The organism is Pseudomonas sp. AC016, from assembly GCF_979253365.1.
Genome location: NZ_CEEDCC010000001.1, coordinates 3,355,902 through 3,372,500, shown reverse-complemented (window position 1 = coordinate 3,372,500; position 16,599 = coordinate 3,355,902). Strand labels below are relative to the sequence as shown.

Here is a 16,599-nt window from a genome sequence, read left to right as displayed (position 1 = left end):
TCGCCGGTGATGGATGCCCGCAGACCGACCTTGCCGTGGATCGCCGGAGCGCTGAGACCCGCCCAGCCTTTCTCGAGAACGAAGCCGCGGATATCACCCGCGTCATCCTTCGCCCAGACCACGAACACGTCGGCAATCGGGCTATTGGTGATCCACATTTTGCTGCCAGTCAGTCGATAGCCGCCCTCGACACTCCTGGCGCGGGTAATCATGGCGCCCGGATCGGAACCGTGGTTGGGCTCGGTCAGACCGAAACAGCCAATCCATTCGCCGGAGGCCAGTTTGGGCAGGTACTTCTGTTTCTGCGCCTGCGTACCGAATTCATTGATCGGCACCATGACCAGCGAAGATTGCACGCTCATCATGGAGCGATAACCGGAGTCGATACGCTCGACCTCACGGGCAATAAGGCCATAGCACACATAATTGAGACCGCTACCCCCAAACTCTTCTGGAATGGTCGCGCCCAGCAATCCCATTTCGCCCATCTCGCGAAAGATGGCCGGGTCGGTCTGCTCGTGACGAAAGGCTTCCAGTACTCGTGGGGCAAGCTTGCTCTGGGCGAACTGTTCGGCGCTGTCACGAACCATGCGCTCTTCTTCAGTGAGCTGCTGATCCAGCAAAAGAGGATCGATCCAGTTGAAACTCGCTTTGCCGCTCATAACCTGCCCTCACGTATGCCTGAATGGTGTGTGCCTGATCCTAGACCCGGATCGCCGCATCGACAAACGAGGAATCCTCAACCTGTTGTGCTAATTTCTCACTCCGAAACGTTGCAAGGCTCGAAAAATCAGAGCGATCAGTGAGGACACCGTACATGAGACGCAAGATACCCAGCACCACCGCACTGATCAGCTTCGAGTCTGCCGCGCGCCACGAGAGCTTCACCAGGGCCGCCGAGGAACTGTCGCTCACCCAAGGGGCCGTATGCCGACAGATCGGCAGCCTGGAAGCGTTTCTTGGCCTCGAGCTTTTCCGACGCTCACGGCGCGGCGTGAAGCTGACGGAAGCCGGACTTTCCTACAGCCGTCGGGTCGCACTGCAGCTGGATGCCGTGGAGCGCGACACGCTGTCGATCATGGGTCAGCAGGGAACGAGCGTCATCGAGCTTGCCGTGGTGCCAACCTTCGGCACTCAGTGGCTGCTGCCTCGCCTGAGAGACTTCCAGAACAGGCACCCTGAAGTGACAGTCAACCTCACCAATCGCACACGTCCGTTCCTGTTCGCCGATACCGACTTCGACGCTGCGATCTACTTTGGCGATGCCGAGTGGTCGGGCACCGAAGCACATCGGCTGATGAGTGAGAATTCCATGCCCGTCTGCAGCCCCGCCTTCATGCAAGGCCGCGAGCATCTCGATGCGAGCGAACTGGCCGAACTGCCGTTGCTTCAGCAGACCACGCGCCCCTACGCCTGGCGACAGTGGTTCAACGCTCAGAACCTCAACATCGCACGCGACATGACAGGCCCTCGCTACGAGTTGTTCTCCATGCTTGCGCAAGCCGCCATGCACGACATGGGCCTGGCGCTGATCCCACCCTTTCTCATTCAGCGTGAGCTGCATGAAAAACGCCTTGTGATTGCCAACGCCCGTTCGTTACCGAGTAACAAGGCTTATCACTTGATGATTCCGGAGCGAAAAGTCGAATCAGCATCATTGCGGGCTTTCCGTGACTGGCTCATTGATCAGGCAAATGGCTACACGCTGCCATCCGTAAGGGCTTGAGCCTCTGTGATAGCGTGTAGTGCATGATGCTTATTACCTACAGATATAAGCATATGTCGCATATAAAACAGTTGTACGATAACGCTCAACAATGCCTTAAACCTTCTATTTATAAGGGTTAAAGCCCGGTTTTTCAGTTCTGCGGCTGCGCGCGGGAAAAACGTCGGTCTTTAGCCCGATTCAGCTATAAACCTAAAAAAACCCCGTAAACAAAGGCTTGAAGGTGACCCTTGCGACAATAGGTCACAGGATGACTTGTAGTTAATTTTCAGTCTCGTTACATAATATGTTGAAGCCCTTTGACTTCGCCTGCAAAATGCGGCGCTCCCTGTATTCAGGGGCGTGCTGGCCGGCTACTCCAGACGCACCAGCCGTAGTGCACTGGTTTATTCATGAAGATAAAAAGATCGCGCAGGAGATTCTGTCGTGCACATTGGTGTTCCTCTCGAAACCCAGTCAGGTGAAACCCGGGTGGCTGCCACCCCGGAGACCATCAAGAAGCTGATCAGCCAGGGACATAGCGTCACTGTACAAAGCGGAGCAGGCATTCATGCCAGCGTACCGGACAGTGCCTATGAGGCCGCAGGCGCCGCCATAAACGGAGCCGACGACACCTTCGCCAGCGAACTTATCCTCAAGGTCGTGGCCCCGAATGAAAGCGAACTGACGCTTATAAAGAGCGGCACGATCGTGATCGGGATGCTCAACCCCTTCAATAACGAGAACATCGCCCGGATGGCCGAGCGTGGCATTACCGCCTTCGCGCTTGAAGCCGCTCCAAGAACGTCGCGAGCACAGAGCCTGGACGTGCTGTCGTCGCAGGCCAACATTGCCGGTTACAAGGCCGTCCTGCTCGCCGCTCATCACTACCCGCGCTTCATGCCGATGCTCATGACGGCCGCCGGAACGGTGAAAGCGGCCAGGGTGCTGATCCTCGGCGCCGGTGTGGCCGGCCTGCAGGCGATTGCTACTGCCAAGCGTCTGGGTGCAGTGGTCGAAGCGTCGGACGTGCGACCGGCTGTGAAAGAGCAGATCGAATCGCTGGGTGCGAAATTCATTGATGTCCCTTACGAGACCGACGAAGAGCGCGAATGCGCTGAAGGCGTCGGCGGCTATGCACGCCCCATGCCCGCCAGTTGGATGCAGCGTCAGGCTGTCGCCGTGCATGAACGCGCAAAGCTTTCGGACATCGTCATCACCACCGCGCTGATCCCCGGCCGCAAGGCACCGGTACTCCTGAGCGCCGAGACCGTGGCACAGATGAAACCGGGCTCCGTGGTGATCGACCTCGCTGCCGCGCAGGGTGGCAACTGCCCTCTGACTGTGGCGGATCAGGTCACGATCGAGCATGGCGTGACCATCGTCGGCCACACCAATCTGCCAGCGCTGGTCGCCGCCGATGCCTCGGCGCTGTATGCGCGCAACCTGCTGGACTTCATGAAGCTGCTGTTCGACAAGGACGGCGCATTCTCGATCAACCTGGAAGACGACATCGTCGCCGCGTGCCTGATGTGCCGCGACGGCCAGGTCATCCGCAAGAACGGCTGAGGACACACCAATGGAAGAGTTGATCTCCCCCGGCATCTACAACCTGATCATTTTCGTGCTGGCGATCTATGTCGGCTACCACGTGGTCTGGAACGTGACGCCTGCGCTGCACACGCCATTGATGGCCGTGACCAACGCTATCTCCGCCATCGTGATTGTAGGTGCGATGCTCGCCGCCGCGCTCACGGTCACTCCGCTGGGCAAGACCATGGGCACGCTGGCGGTCGCGCTGGCCGCGGTCAACGTGTTCGGCGGCTTTCTGGTTACCCGGCGAATGCTGGAAATGTTCAAGAAAAAGGCACCCAAAGCGAAAGACGAGGTGCAGAAGCCATGAGTATGAATCTGGTGACGCTGCTGTATCTGATCGCGTCGATCTGCTTCATCCAGGCACTCAAAGGCCTGTCCCACCCGACGACTTCGCGCCGTGGCAACCTGTTCGGCATGCTGGGCATGGGGCTGGCAGTCATCACGACGATCGGCCTGGTGTTCAAGCTCGCGGCCCTGTCGACCGCTGAAGGCACCAGCGCAGGGATCGGCTATATAGTCGTCGGCCTGTTGGTCGGTGGCACAGCCGGTTCCATCATGGCCAAGCGCGTCGAGATGACCAAGATGCCCGAGCTTGTGGCGTTCATGCACAGCATGATCGGTCTGGCAGCGGTGTTCATTGCCATCGCGGCGGTGGTCGAGCCCCAGTCGCTGGGTATCGTTCGCAACCTGGGCGACGCCATCCCGACCGGCAATCGTCTGGAACTGTTCCTGGGCGCGGCGATTGGTGCGATCACCTTCTCCGGCTCGGTGATTGCGTTCGGCAAGCTGTCAGGCAAGTACAAATTCCGCCTGTTTCAGGGCGCACCCGTACAGTTTGCCGGACAGCACAAGCTGAACCTGATTCTCGGCCTGGCCACCCTGTTCTTCGGTCTGACGTTCATGTTCACCGGCAGCCTGAACGCGTTCGCCATCATGCTCGCCCTGGCATTCGTGATCGGCGTTCTGCTGATCATCCCGATTGGCGGGGCCGACATGCCGGTGGTGGTCTCGATGCTCAACAGCTATTCGGGCTGGGCGGCGGCGGGCATCGGCTTCTCGCTGAACAACTCGATGCTGATCATCGCCGGCTCGCTGGTGGGCTCGTCCGGCGCGATCCTGTCGTACATCATGTGCAAGGCGATGAACCGCTCCTTCTTCAATGTCATCGGCGGCGGCTTCGGTGGCGCAACGGACACGGCAGGCCCGGCAGGTGCCAAGGAAGCACGCCCGGTGAAATCCGGCTCGGCGGACGACGCCACCTTCCTGCTGACCAATGCCGACACCGTCATCATAGTGCCGGGCTACGGTCTGGCAGTGGCACGTGCCCAGCACGCGCTCAAGGAGTTGACCGAGAAGCTGGTGCATCACGGCGTCACGGTGAAATACGCGATCCATCCGGTGGCAGGCCGCATGCCAGGCCACATGAACGTGCTGCTGGCCGAGGCGGAAGTGCCTTATGACCAAGTGTTCGAGATGGACGACATCAACTCCGAGTTCGGTCAGGCAGACGTGGTGCTGGTGCTCGGCGCCAACGACGTGGTCAACCCGGCCGCCAAGAACGATCCGAAATCGCCGATTGCCGGGATGCCGATCCTCGAAGCATTCAAGGCCAAGACCATCATCGTCAACAAGCGCTCGATGGCCAGCGGCTACGCCGGTCTGGATAACGAACTGTTCTATCTGGACAAGACCATGATGGTGTTCGGAGACGCCAAAAAGGTGATCGAGGACATGGTGAAGGCGGTCGATAACGCATAGCCTGCATCTGCTTCAGCACAGCCCCGGCTCGCGTTGCGACCGGGGCTTTTTGCATTTCACGTAACAGTGTTTTGCGCTGAGACCCGCTAATTAGAGCCCTCAAATGCGACCATGGTAGCGGGACGAACAAGGCCCGACTCTCTAGACTTGTCGCTCGTCTCCACCTCCGAGAAAGAATCCATGTACCGTGACCGTATCCGCCTGCCCTCCCTGATGAGCAAGGTAATGAGCGCAGCCGACGCCGCTGCCCTGATCGAAGATGGCATGACCGTCGGCATGAGTGGCTTCACCCGCGCAGGCGAAGCCAAAGCCGTTCCCCAGGCGCTGGCCGAACGCGCCAAGACCTCGCCACTGAAGATCAGCCTGATGACAGGCGCCAGCCTGGGCAACGATCTGGACAAGCAACTCACCGAATCCGGTGTGCTTTCCCGGCGCATGCCGTTCCAGGTGGACAGCACGTTGCGCCGCGCCATCAACGACGGCACCGTCATGTTCATCGATCAGCACCTGTCCGATACCGTCGAGCAACTGCGCAATCGCCAGATCAAGGCCGTGGACCTGGCCGTGATCGAATGCGTCGCCATCACCGAGGACGGTCATCTGGTGTTGAGCACCTCGGTGGGGAACTCCGCCAGCTTCGCCATTCTCGCCAAACAGGTGATTGTCGAGATCAATCTGGCCCAGCCGCTTGAGCTGGAAGGCCTGCATGACGTCTACATTCCGAGCTACCGCCCTACACGTCTGCCGATTCCGGTGCTGGAAGCCGATTCACGGATTGGCAGCCATGCAGTGAAGATCGATCCGGCCAAGATTGTCGGCATCGTCATCAGCAACCAGCCTGACTCCCCGTCCACCGTGCTGCCGCCGGATGTGGAAACCCAGGCCATTGCCCAACACCTGGTGGAGTTCTTCAAGAATGAAGTGCGTGAAGACCGGCTGACCAACACCCTGATGCCGTTACAGGCAGGCATCGGGACCATTGCCAACGCAGTGATGCACGGTTTGCTGGATTCGCCCTTCCATGACATGACCATGTATTCGGAGGTGTTGCAGGATTCCACCTTCGATCTGTTCGATGCAGGCAAATTGAGCTTTGCCTCGGGTAGCTCCATGACGCTTTCAGCCTCCAAGCACGCTCAGGTGTTCGCCGACTTCAATCGCTACAAATCCAGACTGGTGCTGCGCCCGCAGGAAATCTCCAATCATCCGGAGGTCATTCGCCGCCTGGGTATCATCGGGATCAACACAGCCCTGGAGTTCGACCTGTACGGCAACGTGAACTCCACCCATGTGTGCGGCACGCGAATGATGAATGGCATCGGCGGCTCCGGCGACTTCTCACGCAACGCGCATCTGGCCATCTTCGTGACCAAGTCGATTGCCAAGGGCGGCTCGATTTCCAGCGTGGTGCCAATGGTGAGCCATGTCGATCACACCGAGCATGATGTGGACATTCTGGTGACCGAACAGGGTCTGGCGGATCTGCGTGGCCTGGCGCCGCGTGAGCGCGCCCGGGTGATCATCGACAACTGTGTTCATCCTGATTATCGCGCGGCGCTGAATGACTACTTCAACGCCGCCTGCCAGCGCGGTGGTCATACGCCTCACATACTGCGCGACGCACTGAGTTGGCACCTGAATCTGGAAGAGACCGGTCGCATGTTGCCCGCCTGAACAAGACAGTTTGAGGTGAGCAAGTGGTTTTATTGCCCACCTTCCCTTCACCATTCCCTGTACTTGAAAAAACTGTACTGCTGTACTGGTAAAAAACAGCCTGATGCGCGCCAGATTCAGTGCGACCTCTCGCAAAATGCACTAAAAATGTGCAGACCGGTACAGTTGCCCCAATAACGAACAAAACAGTCCCTATAAACAGTTAACTGAACCCTCACAATACAGATGAACTGTGTCTATGGGGACTGGCCAATCAAGCGGAGAATGGGCACCAGTCAAGCAACTCACTTATCCCGCCACAAGCGGAAGGAAGTCACACCATGGAACGTACAATCAGTTCCGATCTGTTCAGCGAAAGCACCGCCACTACTGCCAAATCGTCCTTGCCTCTGCGCATGTTCGCTAACCTGATGCTCTGGCAGCGCCGTCTCTCCAGCCGCCATCAACTGGCTCGCCTGGATGCACGTTTGCTGGCCGACGCAGGTATCAGCGAAGCACAGCGTTACGAAGAGCTGAGCAAGCCGTTCTGGCGCTAATGCAGCGCCCGCTGGCCCCAGACTGCTGAAGTCTCCCGCCAGCAACCCGAATTGCTTCATACACGACCCGATTCAGGCAACTGAATCGGGTCTTGTCATTTGTGCGGCAAGGATTTCAAAAGCAAAACAAGTACAGTTTTAAGTGTTACAAAATAAAGCCAGTACAGTTACCATTTCATGTATGCCGTATGGCGTTTCAACGCGGTATTGCAATAGCAAGCCCGACAGCGCTGATATAGGCTGGACGCCTGATCGGCCTGGCACACAGCCTGTGCCTCCCGCAACCTCTGCCTGTAACTCCATCTGACGGAATTCGACCATGTCCCTGCTACGTACCTTTGGCGCTGCCGTTCTGCTGACTGCCGCTGCCGCAAGCGCCAACGCCTCCAGCTTCATCGTAACGACCGACACAGTCGTCGGCGCTGTCGCGGCATCGACCGATGCGACCTCCGATATTTCGTCTTCGTTCAAGGACGACAAGATCGTTCGCGCAGCACGTGACGATGCGGCCAGCTTCGTGGCCAGCGCCGGCGATATCCGCGGTGCGCAACTGGAAGGCGCCTTCCAGCACATCCGTCAGCAGTTGCCTGAACTGCACGCCACCGATGCCCAGCTGGCTCAGGCCATTCTGGCCATCTGACGAGTGCCTCCGGCGGCCTGCAAGCTGCCGGGGTAGCTCCGGCCAGAGCATTGCGCTAGCCTTGACGCCTGTTTTGCCGGTACGTGAAAGCCATGCGTTCATTGCACTCTCTTTTGCTCGCTTCTCTCGCCATCCTGGTCTGGACGGGTTCTGCCCATGCCTTCGACTCAACCACGCAGGGCCTGGTCAAGACCGGGTATGCCACCAGCCAGGTCAGCAGCTCACCGTTCGATAACAAGCAGATCATGGCAGCTCAGGATGATGCTGCTGCGTTCATCGCCAGCGACGGCAAGATCCGCGGGGCCAGACTCGAGTCGGCCTTGCGCAGCCTGCGCCAGGCTGATGAAAAACTTCGTGCCAGCGACCTTGAACTGGCGCAGGCAATCCTCGTCCAATAGCCACTTTGCCTTTCTGCGTAACTGGAGATGTTACTGACATGCGTACGCCGCTGATTGCTGTTTCCCTTGGCCTGCTGCTGATGGCCGACCTGGCCCAGGCTCAGACCGTTGTTGCCACGAGTAACATCATTGTCCGTGCGTTTGGTCGTACCATCGACTTCACCTCGGACACCACCACCTCGATCCGCGACTCCAAGGTCGTGCGCGAAGCCCGGGACGATGCAGCCAGCTACGTCGCCAGCAACGGCGACATCCATGGCGCCCAGCTCGACGCGGCCTTCGATACGCTGCGTGCCCGCGTGCCGGAAGCGCGCGATGCCAGCGACCAGACACTGGCTGAAGCCATCCTCGCACTGTGAGGCGACTTGGCGTCTGGCTGCTTGCCGGCGCATTGTCGCTGGTCGGGACTTATGCTTCAGCCAGCCTGAAGCTTGAGCTGCAGACCAACGGCCTTGATGCGGCCCAACAGCAAGCCAGCCAGGCGCTGATCGACGAGGCCATGCGCGCTCTGCCGCCCAGCTTCGTCGAGTCGCTGGACCGCACTGTCAACGTGAGCTGGTCCAGTGACATGCCGCAAAACGCCTACGGCCAGGCGGCAGGCCCTTATCAGCTGTACCTCAATACCCATCTGTTGCCTGCGCTGACCGACGGCTCTGCCGCGACGACGCAGACTGGTCGGCCGCACGGCACGGTACGCCGGGAAATGCTCGCCACCGTACTGCATGAGCTGACTCACATTTATGACCGCGCACGCCTGTGGTCGGCGAGCGAGCGGGCGACGCTGGTGCGCTGTTCCCGTCGCAACAGCTCGCTGGGCAACGTCGGCCTGCCCGATGACTGCCGCGGCCAGACCGAACGACGTTTCACTCTGAGTGACGATCCTCGCCTGTTGGACCTTGCCGGCTGGCAGCAGTACGTCGGGCGCCGTGGCGAGCGGGAAGAACATAACGGTCAGGTTGCCCGCAGTCCCGACATCTATGAGACCACCAGCCCGCTCGAGTTCGTGGCGGTAAACATGGAGTACTTCCTGCTCGACCCGGCCTACGCCTGTCGTCGTCCTGCGCTGTACGCCTACTACAAGGAGCGTTTCGGCTGGGCACCTGCTGCAAAAGAGACCTGCCCCACCTTCTATCCCTACCTGAACGCGGGCAGTGATTTTGGCCGGGAGCCTCTGGGCAAGCTGGACCCCGAACGCGTCTACGCCGTCGACTACCTGTTGGCCGAGGCGAATCAGAACTGGGTGAGCCGTTGGGGCCACAGCATGCTGCGTCTGGTGATCTGCAAGCCGGGTCGCCCACGCGGGCCGGACTGTCGGCTCGACCTGGACCAGCATCTGGTCCTGTCCTACCGCGCTTTTGTGGGAGACGTACAGTTATCCAGCTGGGACGGCCTGATGGGCGCGTACCCTTCGCGACTGTTCGTGCTGCCGCTGGCGCAGGTAATCGACGAGTACACCAAGACAGAACTGCGCAGCCTGGCGTCGGTACCGATCACGCTGTCGCGCCCTGAAATCGAAGGGCTGGTCCAGCATGCCGCCGAAATGCACTGGAGCTACGACGGCAACTATTACTTCCTGTCGAACAATTGTGCGGTGGAGAACCTCAAGCTGCTTCGCAGCGGCACACATAATCCCAAGCTGGTTGGTCTGGACAGCATCCTGCCCAACGGTTTGCTCGAAGTGCTCAAAGGGCGCGGCCTGGCTGATACCAGCGTGCTGGACGATCCCAAGGAAGCGCTACGTCTTGGCTACCGCTTCGATTCCTATCGCGACCGCTATCAGGCCATGTTCGAGGTGCTGAAGAAACAACTGCCGATCCGGCAGACCACCGTCGAAGACTGGATGAGCCTGCCCGCTCACGAGCGCAGTCAGTGGTTCGACAAGGCAGACCTGCGCACCAGCGCCGCCATTCTGCTGCTTGAACAGGCCAGCCTGCGTCGGCAGTTGCTGCTGGCCCAGGACGAAGTTAAGCAGAGCTATCTCGGGGCTCGGGAGCAGAAAGACGGCCGCGTCTCGAAAGCAACCGGCACCTTGCAGGAACTGCTGGCCAGCAGCGGCTTTCTCAGCCGCCCTGCAGAATTGCTCGGCAGCAGAGGTTACGGCTTGCCGCAGGCTACGGAATGGCAACAGCTGGAAAGCGAGAGCAGCCAGCGCCAGAAGCAACTCAAGCGCCTGACGGGCGACCTCGACAAGGAAGTACGCGCGTTGCTGGGCCCGGAACGTGCGAAGGAAATCGCCGCGAACGAAGCCAACCTCAAGCAGATGGGTGATCACCTGCGCGCCTTGCACAAGGCATCGGGCGGATTGCAGCTGCCTTGATCAACCGGTCTTCTTTTTAGGCTTGAGATATTTGGTGAGGCCCTGGAACCAGATCACCAGGGCCGGATTGCCCTTGATCTGAATGTCCTTGTCCTGAATACCCTGCATGAAGGCCAACTGCTTGTTCTTGGCCTGCAGGGTGGCAAAGCCGAATGCGGCATCGCGAAACGAGATGGCAAACGCAGGCTCTGCAGCCAGCCCTTTCACACTGTGAATACGCTGATCACGAACCACGAAGTGGCGGGCGATCCTGCCGTCTGTTGTCTGCAACTGGAACGTCAGGTCCTTGCCCGCCAACTGTTGCTGGAACGCAGGGTTGTTACGACTGGCGCGGCCCATCAGCAGGCCCAGCATCCAGAGAAGAAAGCGAAATTTCATGTAACAGCCTCAGCAAGAGTTCGAACCGGCGGTCAGAATCGGCGGCGCAGTGTAGCGGTTTAGCCGCCTGCTTCCTGTAGGAAAATTCTTATTTTCGGCGAGAATCGCGACAATTGTTTCAGCTCGTGAGTGCTGCCCTGGCAGGCAAGGCAGCACTCCGGCGATCAATCAGCGGATGCTGCTGATGCTGCCCTTGTTACCCGTAACCTTTACATCCACCTTCTTGAAGATGAAGTAGTCCTTCACGTTGACTTCATAACGTGGAGCGACGATCAGGTCGGCACCGGAAGATTTGACAGCCTTGTAGGCTGCGGCAGCCTTGGCCGTCGATACCGGGTCTGGAAGTGCCAGGCCCATTCCGCCGCCGCTCGCACCGCCGTAGGCAACGCCGTCCGCGAACTGGGTATCACCGCCGATGCTCAGGAAGTTGAACAGCACGTTGGTCGAGGATTCACCACTGATGATGCCGCCCACTTTCACGTCAGCCTTCAGATCGGTTTTGACGGTGCCTTCCAGTGGTGCAGTCGGCTGGCTCACGTTGTAACTCACGCAGCCCGAGGTGGCGGCGATCAGGGTTGCAACAGCAGCGAACTTCCATAGCTTATTCATTTTTGACTTCCCAAGATTTAGTGTTCAGCGCCGCGAGCCAGAAGAGCTGCGGGAGCGGGACTTTAAGGGAATGGGCAACGATAAAAAGTCAGGAAAGGCTGAGCTGTTGGAAGGCAGACGAGTGCAATCAAGTAGGAAACTTCTTACGCGAAGTCAACGCAACGTCATTGGCGCAACGGTTGTTCTGCGCGCATGAAAAAAGGGCACCCAGTCTGACTGATGTGCCCGTCGCTCACTGCTCACCTCCCGCCGAGGCAAGCCGTTGTTATCAGGATTTCTTCTTTTTGGCTGGCTCGGGATTGACGCTGTCTTTCAAGGCTTTGCCCGGTTTGAAGGCTACCGTGTTGCTTGCCTTGATTTTCACCGGTTCGCCGGTTTGCGGATTCTTGCCGGTACGGGCTCCACGATGGCGTTGCAGGAATGTACCGAAGCCAACCAGGGTGACACTGTCCTTGCGAGACAGAGCGCCGGTGATTTCTTCAAGAATGGCATTGAGAACACGGTTGGATTGATCTTTGGTCAGATCCGCCTTTTCAGCAATGGCGGCTGCAAGTTGTGGTTTACGCATATGAAGCCTCTTTTACGGTTTTTGTTTTTATGTTCCGTACTGCTTATGGCAAACAGTAACAAGGCGCCGCGACGGCTCTACGTAGCGGCAGACGAGAGCGAGGATGGCATGCCGACGTTACCTGCGCCAGTGGATGGACGAGGTTTATCGGTACAAATAAGTGTCCTATCCGACAAAATGACGCGAAATTATGCCAATAACGCAGGTAACGCCTTGTTCAGGGCGAGTTTTTCCATAACGGCGGCCCCGGTCAACGCATAACCCAGCAATTGTCCCTCGGCGTCGTGACACAGTGCCTTGATGTCAGCGCCCTGCCCCTCGACGCTCCAGACACCCTGTGTTCCACGCGGAGGCGGCGAAACCACCAGCGGGCAGGCAGGCGTCTTGACAGTGATCGGCATCGGCCCGTATTTCACCGACATTGGCGTTCCGGCCAGGGTCTGGGCCAACGCTCTTGCGCAGCTCATCAAAGGCATCACGTACAACAGGTTCAAGCCGTCGACTTCCGCACAGTCACCCAGCGCATGGATGTTGGCGTGCGACGTCTGCAGATAACGATCAACCAGAATGCCGCGTCCGGTCTGCAAACCTGCGGCTGCCGCCAGATCGATTCTGGGCCGCAGGCCGATGGCCGACACCACCAGATCGCAGCTGATTACCTGACCGTCGGACAAATGAGCTTCCAACCCCTCACCACTGCGTTGCAGGCGCGTGAGCACCGGCCCCAGGTGGAAACGCGCGCCCAGCCCTTCGAGCCCGTTCTGCACAGCCGCCGCGGCGGCGGGCAGCAGTGTTGGCATGACGTGTTCACAGGGCGCGACCAGATCCACTTCGTAGCCGCCCAGCATCAGGTCGTTGGCAAATTCGCAGCCGATCAGGCCTGCACCCAGAATCAGTACACGGCGCTTGCCTACAGCGGCCGCTCGAAAGCGCGCGTAGTCCTGCAGATCGTTGATCGGGAACACCGCATCTGCTGCGTCGCCCTCGATCGGCACGCGGATGGTTTCAGCGCCCCAGGCCAGCACCAGATCGCGATAATACACAGCCTCTTCACCGACCCACAGGCGATTGTGGCCGGGATCGATACCGCTGATGCGCGTGTGCGTGCGCACTTCAGCCTTCAACTGGTCGGCCATGGCGCCAGGCTCGGCCATGCTCAGTCCGTCGGCCTCCTTGTTCTTGCCGAACCCGGTGGACAGCATGGGCTTGGAGTACGACCGGCCGTCATCGGCAGTGATCAGCAACAGCGGCGTTTCGCTGTCCAGCTTGCGAAATTCCCGAGCGAGGTTGTAGCCCGCAAGGCCAGTACCGATGATGACGACAGGTGCGCTCATTGCTGTTTCCCGAGTGAGGTGGATCAACCGATTTCGATCATTTCAAAGTCCATCTTGCCGACGCCACAGTCGGGGCACAGCCAGTCTTCCGGTACATCCTGCCAGAGCGTGCCCGGCGCGATGCCGTCATCCGGCCAGCCATCGGCTTCGTTGTAAATCAGACCACAGACAATGCATTGCCACTTCTTCATGGTTCGGTTCTCTATTCATCAGGCTGAGTATTGGCGCAGCGGTCGTTCGCCGCTTGAAGGGGCGTTGTACTGATCGGCAGTCCGGGATGCAAGCCCGTTTATATAACTGGCTGTCTTCCCCCCGGCTGTCGGGGTCATCAATCGTGATAAGCTCGCCGCCCCGATAACTGCCGACGCATGCTTACCGTGACCCAGCAAAACCCCGCCTTTACGACGCCAGTCTGGCTTGAGCGCGACCGGTTGCTCGATGCACCCGCGCCGGTGATTCTGGACTGGCTGTTCAATCAGGATTCCCTGACCCGTCGCTTGGACCGTCTGTCCGACGGAGGATTCAGCGTCATTCCGCTGTTCGAAGGCTGGCAGTCATTACGCGATGACGAATGCGCCGCACTGGCGCTGCCCGAGGCGAGCGAGGGTTGGGTTCGCGAAGTGTATCTGCTCGGCAATGGCAACCGCTGGGTCTTCGCTCGCAGCGTAGCGGCCCGCAGCGCCCTGCAGAACGGCGGGTTGCAGATGGACACGCTGGGATCGCGTTCACTGGGTGAGTTGCTGTTCAGTGACCCTGCATTCGACCGTGGCCCGCTCGAAGTCTGCCGTTACCCTGCCACCTGCCTGCCGCCTGCCGATTCTGCCAAAGGCCTGTGGGCACGCCGCTCCTGCTTCAGTCGCGGCCCGTTGCGCGTGCTGGTCGCCGAAGTCTTCCTGCCGTCTTTCCTGAGCCTGGTTCAGAACAAGGACCCCGTCTGATGTACCTGTCGTTGCTCAAATCACTGAATCGCCTGAACCCACGCGTCTGGGACTTCGTCCAGCTGACACGAATCGACAAGCCGATCGGCGTCTATCTGCTGCTGTGGCCAACATTGTGGGCGCTCTGGATAGCCGGCAAGGGCTCGCCGTCGCTGGCAAACGTGCTGATCTTCACGGTCGGTGTATTCCTGATGCGCGCAGCAGGCTGCGTGATCAACGATTATGCCGACCGCAAGGTGGACGGTCATGTGAAGCGTACCGAGCAGCGGCCCCTGGTCAGCGGGAAGGTCAGCGGCCGGGAAGCACTGATTCTGTTCTCGGTGCTGGTGGGCCTGAGCTTTGTGTTGGTGCTGTTCACCAATGCCACGACCATCTGGCTGTCATTCGGCGGTCTGGCGCTGGCGGCCTGCTACCCCTTCATGAAGCGCTACACCTATTACCCGCAGGTGGTGCTGGGCGCGGCCTTCTCTTGGGGCATGCCGATGGCGTTCACTGCCGAGACCGGCGAGCTGCCTGCCGCTGCCTGGCTGCTGTACATCGCCAACCTGTTGTGGACAGTCGGATACGACACCTACTACGCCATGGTGGACCGCGACGACGACCTGAAGATTGGTGTGAAATCCACCGCCGTGCTGTTCGGCGATGCGGACCGCGTGATCATTCTGACGTTGCAGGGTCTGGCACTGGGATGCCTGATGCTCGCCGGTTCGCGGTTCGAGCTGGGGATGTGTTTCTACGCAGGTCTGGCAGTCGCCGCAGGCTGCTTTGCCTGGGAGTTCTGGAGCACGCGCCTGCGCGAGCGGGACGCGTGCTTCAAGGCCTTTCTCCATAATCATTGGGCAGGGTTGGCGATATTCCTGGGAATCGTCGCCGACTACGCGGTGCGCTGATCACCCAATGGCTTCACGCCTCAGGGTTTGGCCACGTGCCAGACACCACCCTTGCCGTCACCGGTGACTTCGCCCGCCTTGGTGTCGCTCTTGAAGGTGTAGAGCGGCTTGCCGTCGTAAGCCCATTGCCGGCTTTTGTCGTCACGGGTGATCACTGTCCATTTGCCCTCGGCCGAACTGTCGGCTTCCGCGGCAAGCGGCGGCCAGTTGATCGCACACTGATCGTTACAGGCGGATTTGCCCGTGCTGTCCTTGTCGAAGGTGTAGAGCGCCATGCCTTTATGATCGACCAGTTTGCCGTCCTGCTCCATGGCAGGCTCGGCCGCGAAGGCCAGTGCGGACGATACAAGGGCAGCGGCAGCCAGCAGACACTTGAGTGAAGTAGAGACATTAGCCATCGGGTACATCCTCTTTTTTATCGTAGAAATGAGTTCGAGACAGCCCACCCAGCTTAGTCCGCCGATGGCATGCGTGATAGCCTCATCCCAACCTGTCACACGACTGCAATAATTCCGTTATCTAATGCGCCCCAAGACAGTTAAATGACACGAGGTTCAAGCATGGTTGGCAGGAGCATTCTGATCGTTGACGACGAAGCGCCTATTCGCGAAATGATCGCCGTTGCGTTGGAAATGGCCGGCTACGACTGTATTGAAGCCGAAAACTCTCAGCAGGCCCACGCGATCATCGTTGATCGCAAGCCGGACCTGATTCTGCTCGACTGGATGCTGCCCGGCACCTCAGGCATAGAACTGGCGCGTCGCTTGAAGCGCGATGAGCTGACCGGGGATATCCCGATCATCATGCTCACGGCCAAGGGCGAGGAAGACAACAAGATCCAGGGCCTGGAAGTGGGCGCTGACGATTACATCACCAAGCCGTTTTCCCCCCGCGAACTGGTGGCGCGCCTCAAGGCCGTGCTTCGTCGTGCCGGGCCGACGGACGGTGAAGCACCCATCGAAGTCGGTGGCCTGCTGCTCGACCCGATCAGCCATCGCGTTACCATCGATGGCAAACCGGCAGAAATGGGCCCGACCGAATACCGCCTTCTGCAATTCTTCATGACCCATCAGGAACGCGCCTACACCCGTGGTCAGTTGCTGGACCAGGTCTGGGGCGGCAACGTTTATGTCGAGGAGCGCACTGTGGATGTTCACATTCGCCGCCTGCGCAAAGCCCTGGGTGACGCTTATGAAAATCTGGTACAAACCGTGCGCGGCACCGGCTATCGCTTTTCCACGAAAAGCTGACAGTCGTT

At 59.3% G+C, this 16,599-nt stretch carries 20 protein-coding genes (1 of these 20 cut by a window edge); 13 read left to right on the top strand and 7 right to left on the bottom strand.

Annotation, left to right across the window (positions count from 1 at the left end; translation table 11 throughout):
* Positions 1-662 carry the 5' portion of an acyl-CoA dehydrogenase gene (locus AC0IXS_RS15330; RefSeq protein WP_029241618.1) on the bottom strand. It extends 520 nt beyond the left edge of the window, so 662 of the gene's 1,182 nt are visible here — the first part of the coding sequence; its start codon is at positions 660-662; its stop codon lies off the left edge, out of view.
* Between the two features lie 155 nt (positions 663-817).
* Here AC0IXS_RS15330 and AC0IXS_RS15325 point away from each other — a divergent pair, with 155 nt between their 5' ends.
* From AC0IXS_RS15325 to AC0IXS_RS15280, 10 genes are all read left to right on the top strand, one after another.
* Positions 818-1,726, top strand: coding sequence for a LysR family transcriptional regulator (locus AC0IXS_RS15325; RefSeq protein ID WP_122668863.1), 909 nt, complete (start codon positions 818-820; stop codon positions 1,724-1,726).
* Positions 1,727-2,152: 426 nt separating this feature from the next.
* Positions 2,153-3,274, top strand: a complete 1,122-nt coding sequence (locus AC0IXS_RS15320; protein ID WP_122668862.1) for a Re/Si-specific NAD(P)(+) transhydrogenase subunit alpha — start codon at positions 2,153-2,155, stop codon at positions 3,272-3,274.
* A 10-nt stretch (positions 3,275-3,284) separates the two neighbouring features.
* Positions 3,285-3,608 (top strand): NAD(P) transhydrogenase subunit alpha part 2, encoded by a 324-nt coding sequence (locus AC0IXS_RS15315; RefSeq protein WP_004881581.1) that lies wholly within the window; start codon positions 3,285-3,287, stop codon positions 3,606-3,608.
* Complete coding sequence (locus AC0IXS_RS15310; protein WP_057409707.1) at positions 3,605-5,059, top strand: NAD(P)(+) transhydrogenase (Re/Si-specific) subunit beta; 1,455 nt, start codon at positions 3,605-3,607, stop codon at positions 5,057-5,059. Before AC0IXS_RS15315 ends, AC0IXS_RS15310 begins: the two co-directional genes overlap by 4 nt.
* Positions 5,060-5,239: 180 nt before the next feature.
* Positions 5,240-6,733: an acetyl-CoA hydrolase/transferase family protein gene (locus AC0IXS_RS15305; protein ID WP_122436825.1), complete on the top strand. Its 1,494-nt coding sequence runs from the start codon at positions 5,240-5,242 to the stop codon at positions 6,731-6,733.
* Positions 6,734-7,053: 320 nt separating this feature from the next.
* A complete protein-coding gene (locus AC0IXS_RS15300; RefSeq protein WP_004881584.1) occupies positions 7,054-7,269 on the top strand; it encodes a DUF1127 domain-containing protein in 216 nt (71 codons plus the stop codon).
* Between the two features lie 319 nt (positions 7,270-7,588).
* The gene (locus AC0IXS_RS15295) at positions 7,589-7,909 is read left to right on the top strand and encodes a DUF2388 domain-containing protein (RefSeq protein WP_025995428.1); all 321 of its coding nucleotides are present in this window, start codon (positions 7,589-7,591) and stop codon (positions 7,907-7,909) included.
* A gap of 92 nt (positions 7,910-8,001) precedes the next feature.
* On the top strand, positions 8,002-8,307 hold the full coding sequence (locus AC0IXS_RS15290) for a DUF2388 domain-containing protein (RefSeq protein ID WP_449122155.1): 306 nt from the start codon (positions 8,002-8,004) through the stop codon (positions 8,305-8,307).
* A 38-nt stretch (positions 8,308-8,345) separates the two neighbouring features.
* Positions 8,346-8,666: a DUF2388 domain-containing protein gene (locus tag AC0IXS_RS15285; protein WP_004881587.1), complete on the top strand. Its 321-nt coding sequence runs from the start codon at positions 8,346-8,348 to the stop codon at positions 8,664-8,666.
* A complete protein-coding gene (locus tag AC0IXS_RS15280) occupies positions 8,663-10,624 on the top strand; it encodes a DUF7844 domain-containing protein (protein ID WP_025995430.1) in 1,962 nt (653 codons plus the stop codon). Before AC0IXS_RS15285 ends, AC0IXS_RS15280 begins: the two co-directional genes overlap by 4 nt.
* On the opposite strand, the gene AC0IXS_RS15275 is transcribed toward AC0IXS_RS15280, so the two are convergent.
* The 5 genes from AC0IXS_RS15275 to AC0IXS_RS15255 form a co-directional block, all read right to left on the bottom strand.
* The gene (locus AC0IXS_RS15275; RefSeq protein ID WP_004881594.1) at positions 10,625-11,002 is read right to left on the bottom strand and encodes an SCP2 sterol-binding domain-containing protein; all 378 of its coding nucleotides are present in this window, start codon (positions 11,000-11,002) and stop codon (positions 10,625-10,627) included. It abuts the gene before it with no gap.
* Between the two features lie 168 nt (positions 11,003-11,170).
* Positions 11,171-11,611, bottom strand: a complete 441-nt coding sequence (locus AC0IXS_RS15270; protein WP_057408736.1) for a hypothetical protein — start codon at positions 11,609-11,611, stop codon at positions 11,171-11,173.
* 268 nt (positions 11,612-11,879) lie between these two features.
* Positions 11,880-12,179, bottom strand: a complete 300-nt coding sequence (locus AC0IXS_RS15265; protein ID WP_004881597.1) for an HU family DNA-binding protein — start codon at positions 12,177-12,179, stop codon at positions 11,880-11,882.
* A 188-nt stretch (positions 12,180-12,367) separates the two neighbouring features.
* Positions 12,368-13,513, bottom strand: coding sequence for an NAD(P)/FAD-dependent oxidoreductase (locus AC0IXS_RS15260; protein WP_471825031.1), 1,146 nt, complete (start codon positions 13,511-13,513; stop codon positions 12,368-12,370).
* Positions 13,514-13,536: 23 nt separating this feature from the next.
* Complete coding sequence (locus tag AC0IXS_RS15255) at positions 13,537-13,704, bottom strand: rubredoxin (protein WP_002555879.1); 168 nt, start codon at positions 13,702-13,704, stop codon at positions 13,537-13,539.
* A gap of 186 nt (positions 13,705-13,890) precedes the next feature.
* On the opposite strand from AC0IXS_RS15255, the gene AC0IXS_RS15250 reads away from it, so the two are divergent.
* Together AC0IXS_RS15250 and ubiA are read left to right on the top strand one after the other, a co-directional pair.
* Entirely contained in the window at positions 13,891-14,451 is a 561-nt protein-coding gene (locus AC0IXS_RS15250) for a chorismate--pyruvate lyase family protein (RefSeq protein WP_471825028.1), read from the top strand.
* Positions 14,451-15,341, top strand: coding sequence for a 4-hydroxybenzoate octaprenyltransferase (gene ubiA / locus AC0IXS_RS15245; RefSeq protein WP_122668861.1), 891 nt, complete (start codon positions 14,451-14,453; stop codon positions 15,339-15,341). Before AC0IXS_RS15250 ends, ubiA begins: the two co-directional genes overlap by 1 nt.
* Positions 15,342-15,361: 20 nt before the next feature.
* On the opposite strand, the gene AC0IXS_RS15240 is transcribed toward ubiA, so the two are convergent.
* Positions 15,362-15,739, bottom strand: a complete 378-nt coding sequence (locus tag AC0IXS_RS15240; protein WP_057408739.1) for a COG4315 family predicted lipoprotein — start codon at positions 15,737-15,739, stop codon at positions 15,362-15,364.
* A gap of 162 nt (positions 15,740-15,901) precedes the next feature.
* Between AC0IXS_RS15240 and phoB the strand changes: the two genes are divergently transcribed.
* Positions 15,902-16,591: a phosphate regulon transcriptional regulator PhoB gene (gene phoB, locus AC0IXS_RS15235; RefSeq protein WP_004881608.1), complete on the top strand. Its 690-nt coding sequence runs from the start codon at positions 15,902-15,904 to the stop codon at positions 16,589-16,591.
* The last annotated feature ends 8 nt before the right edge of the window (positions 16,592-16,599 follow it).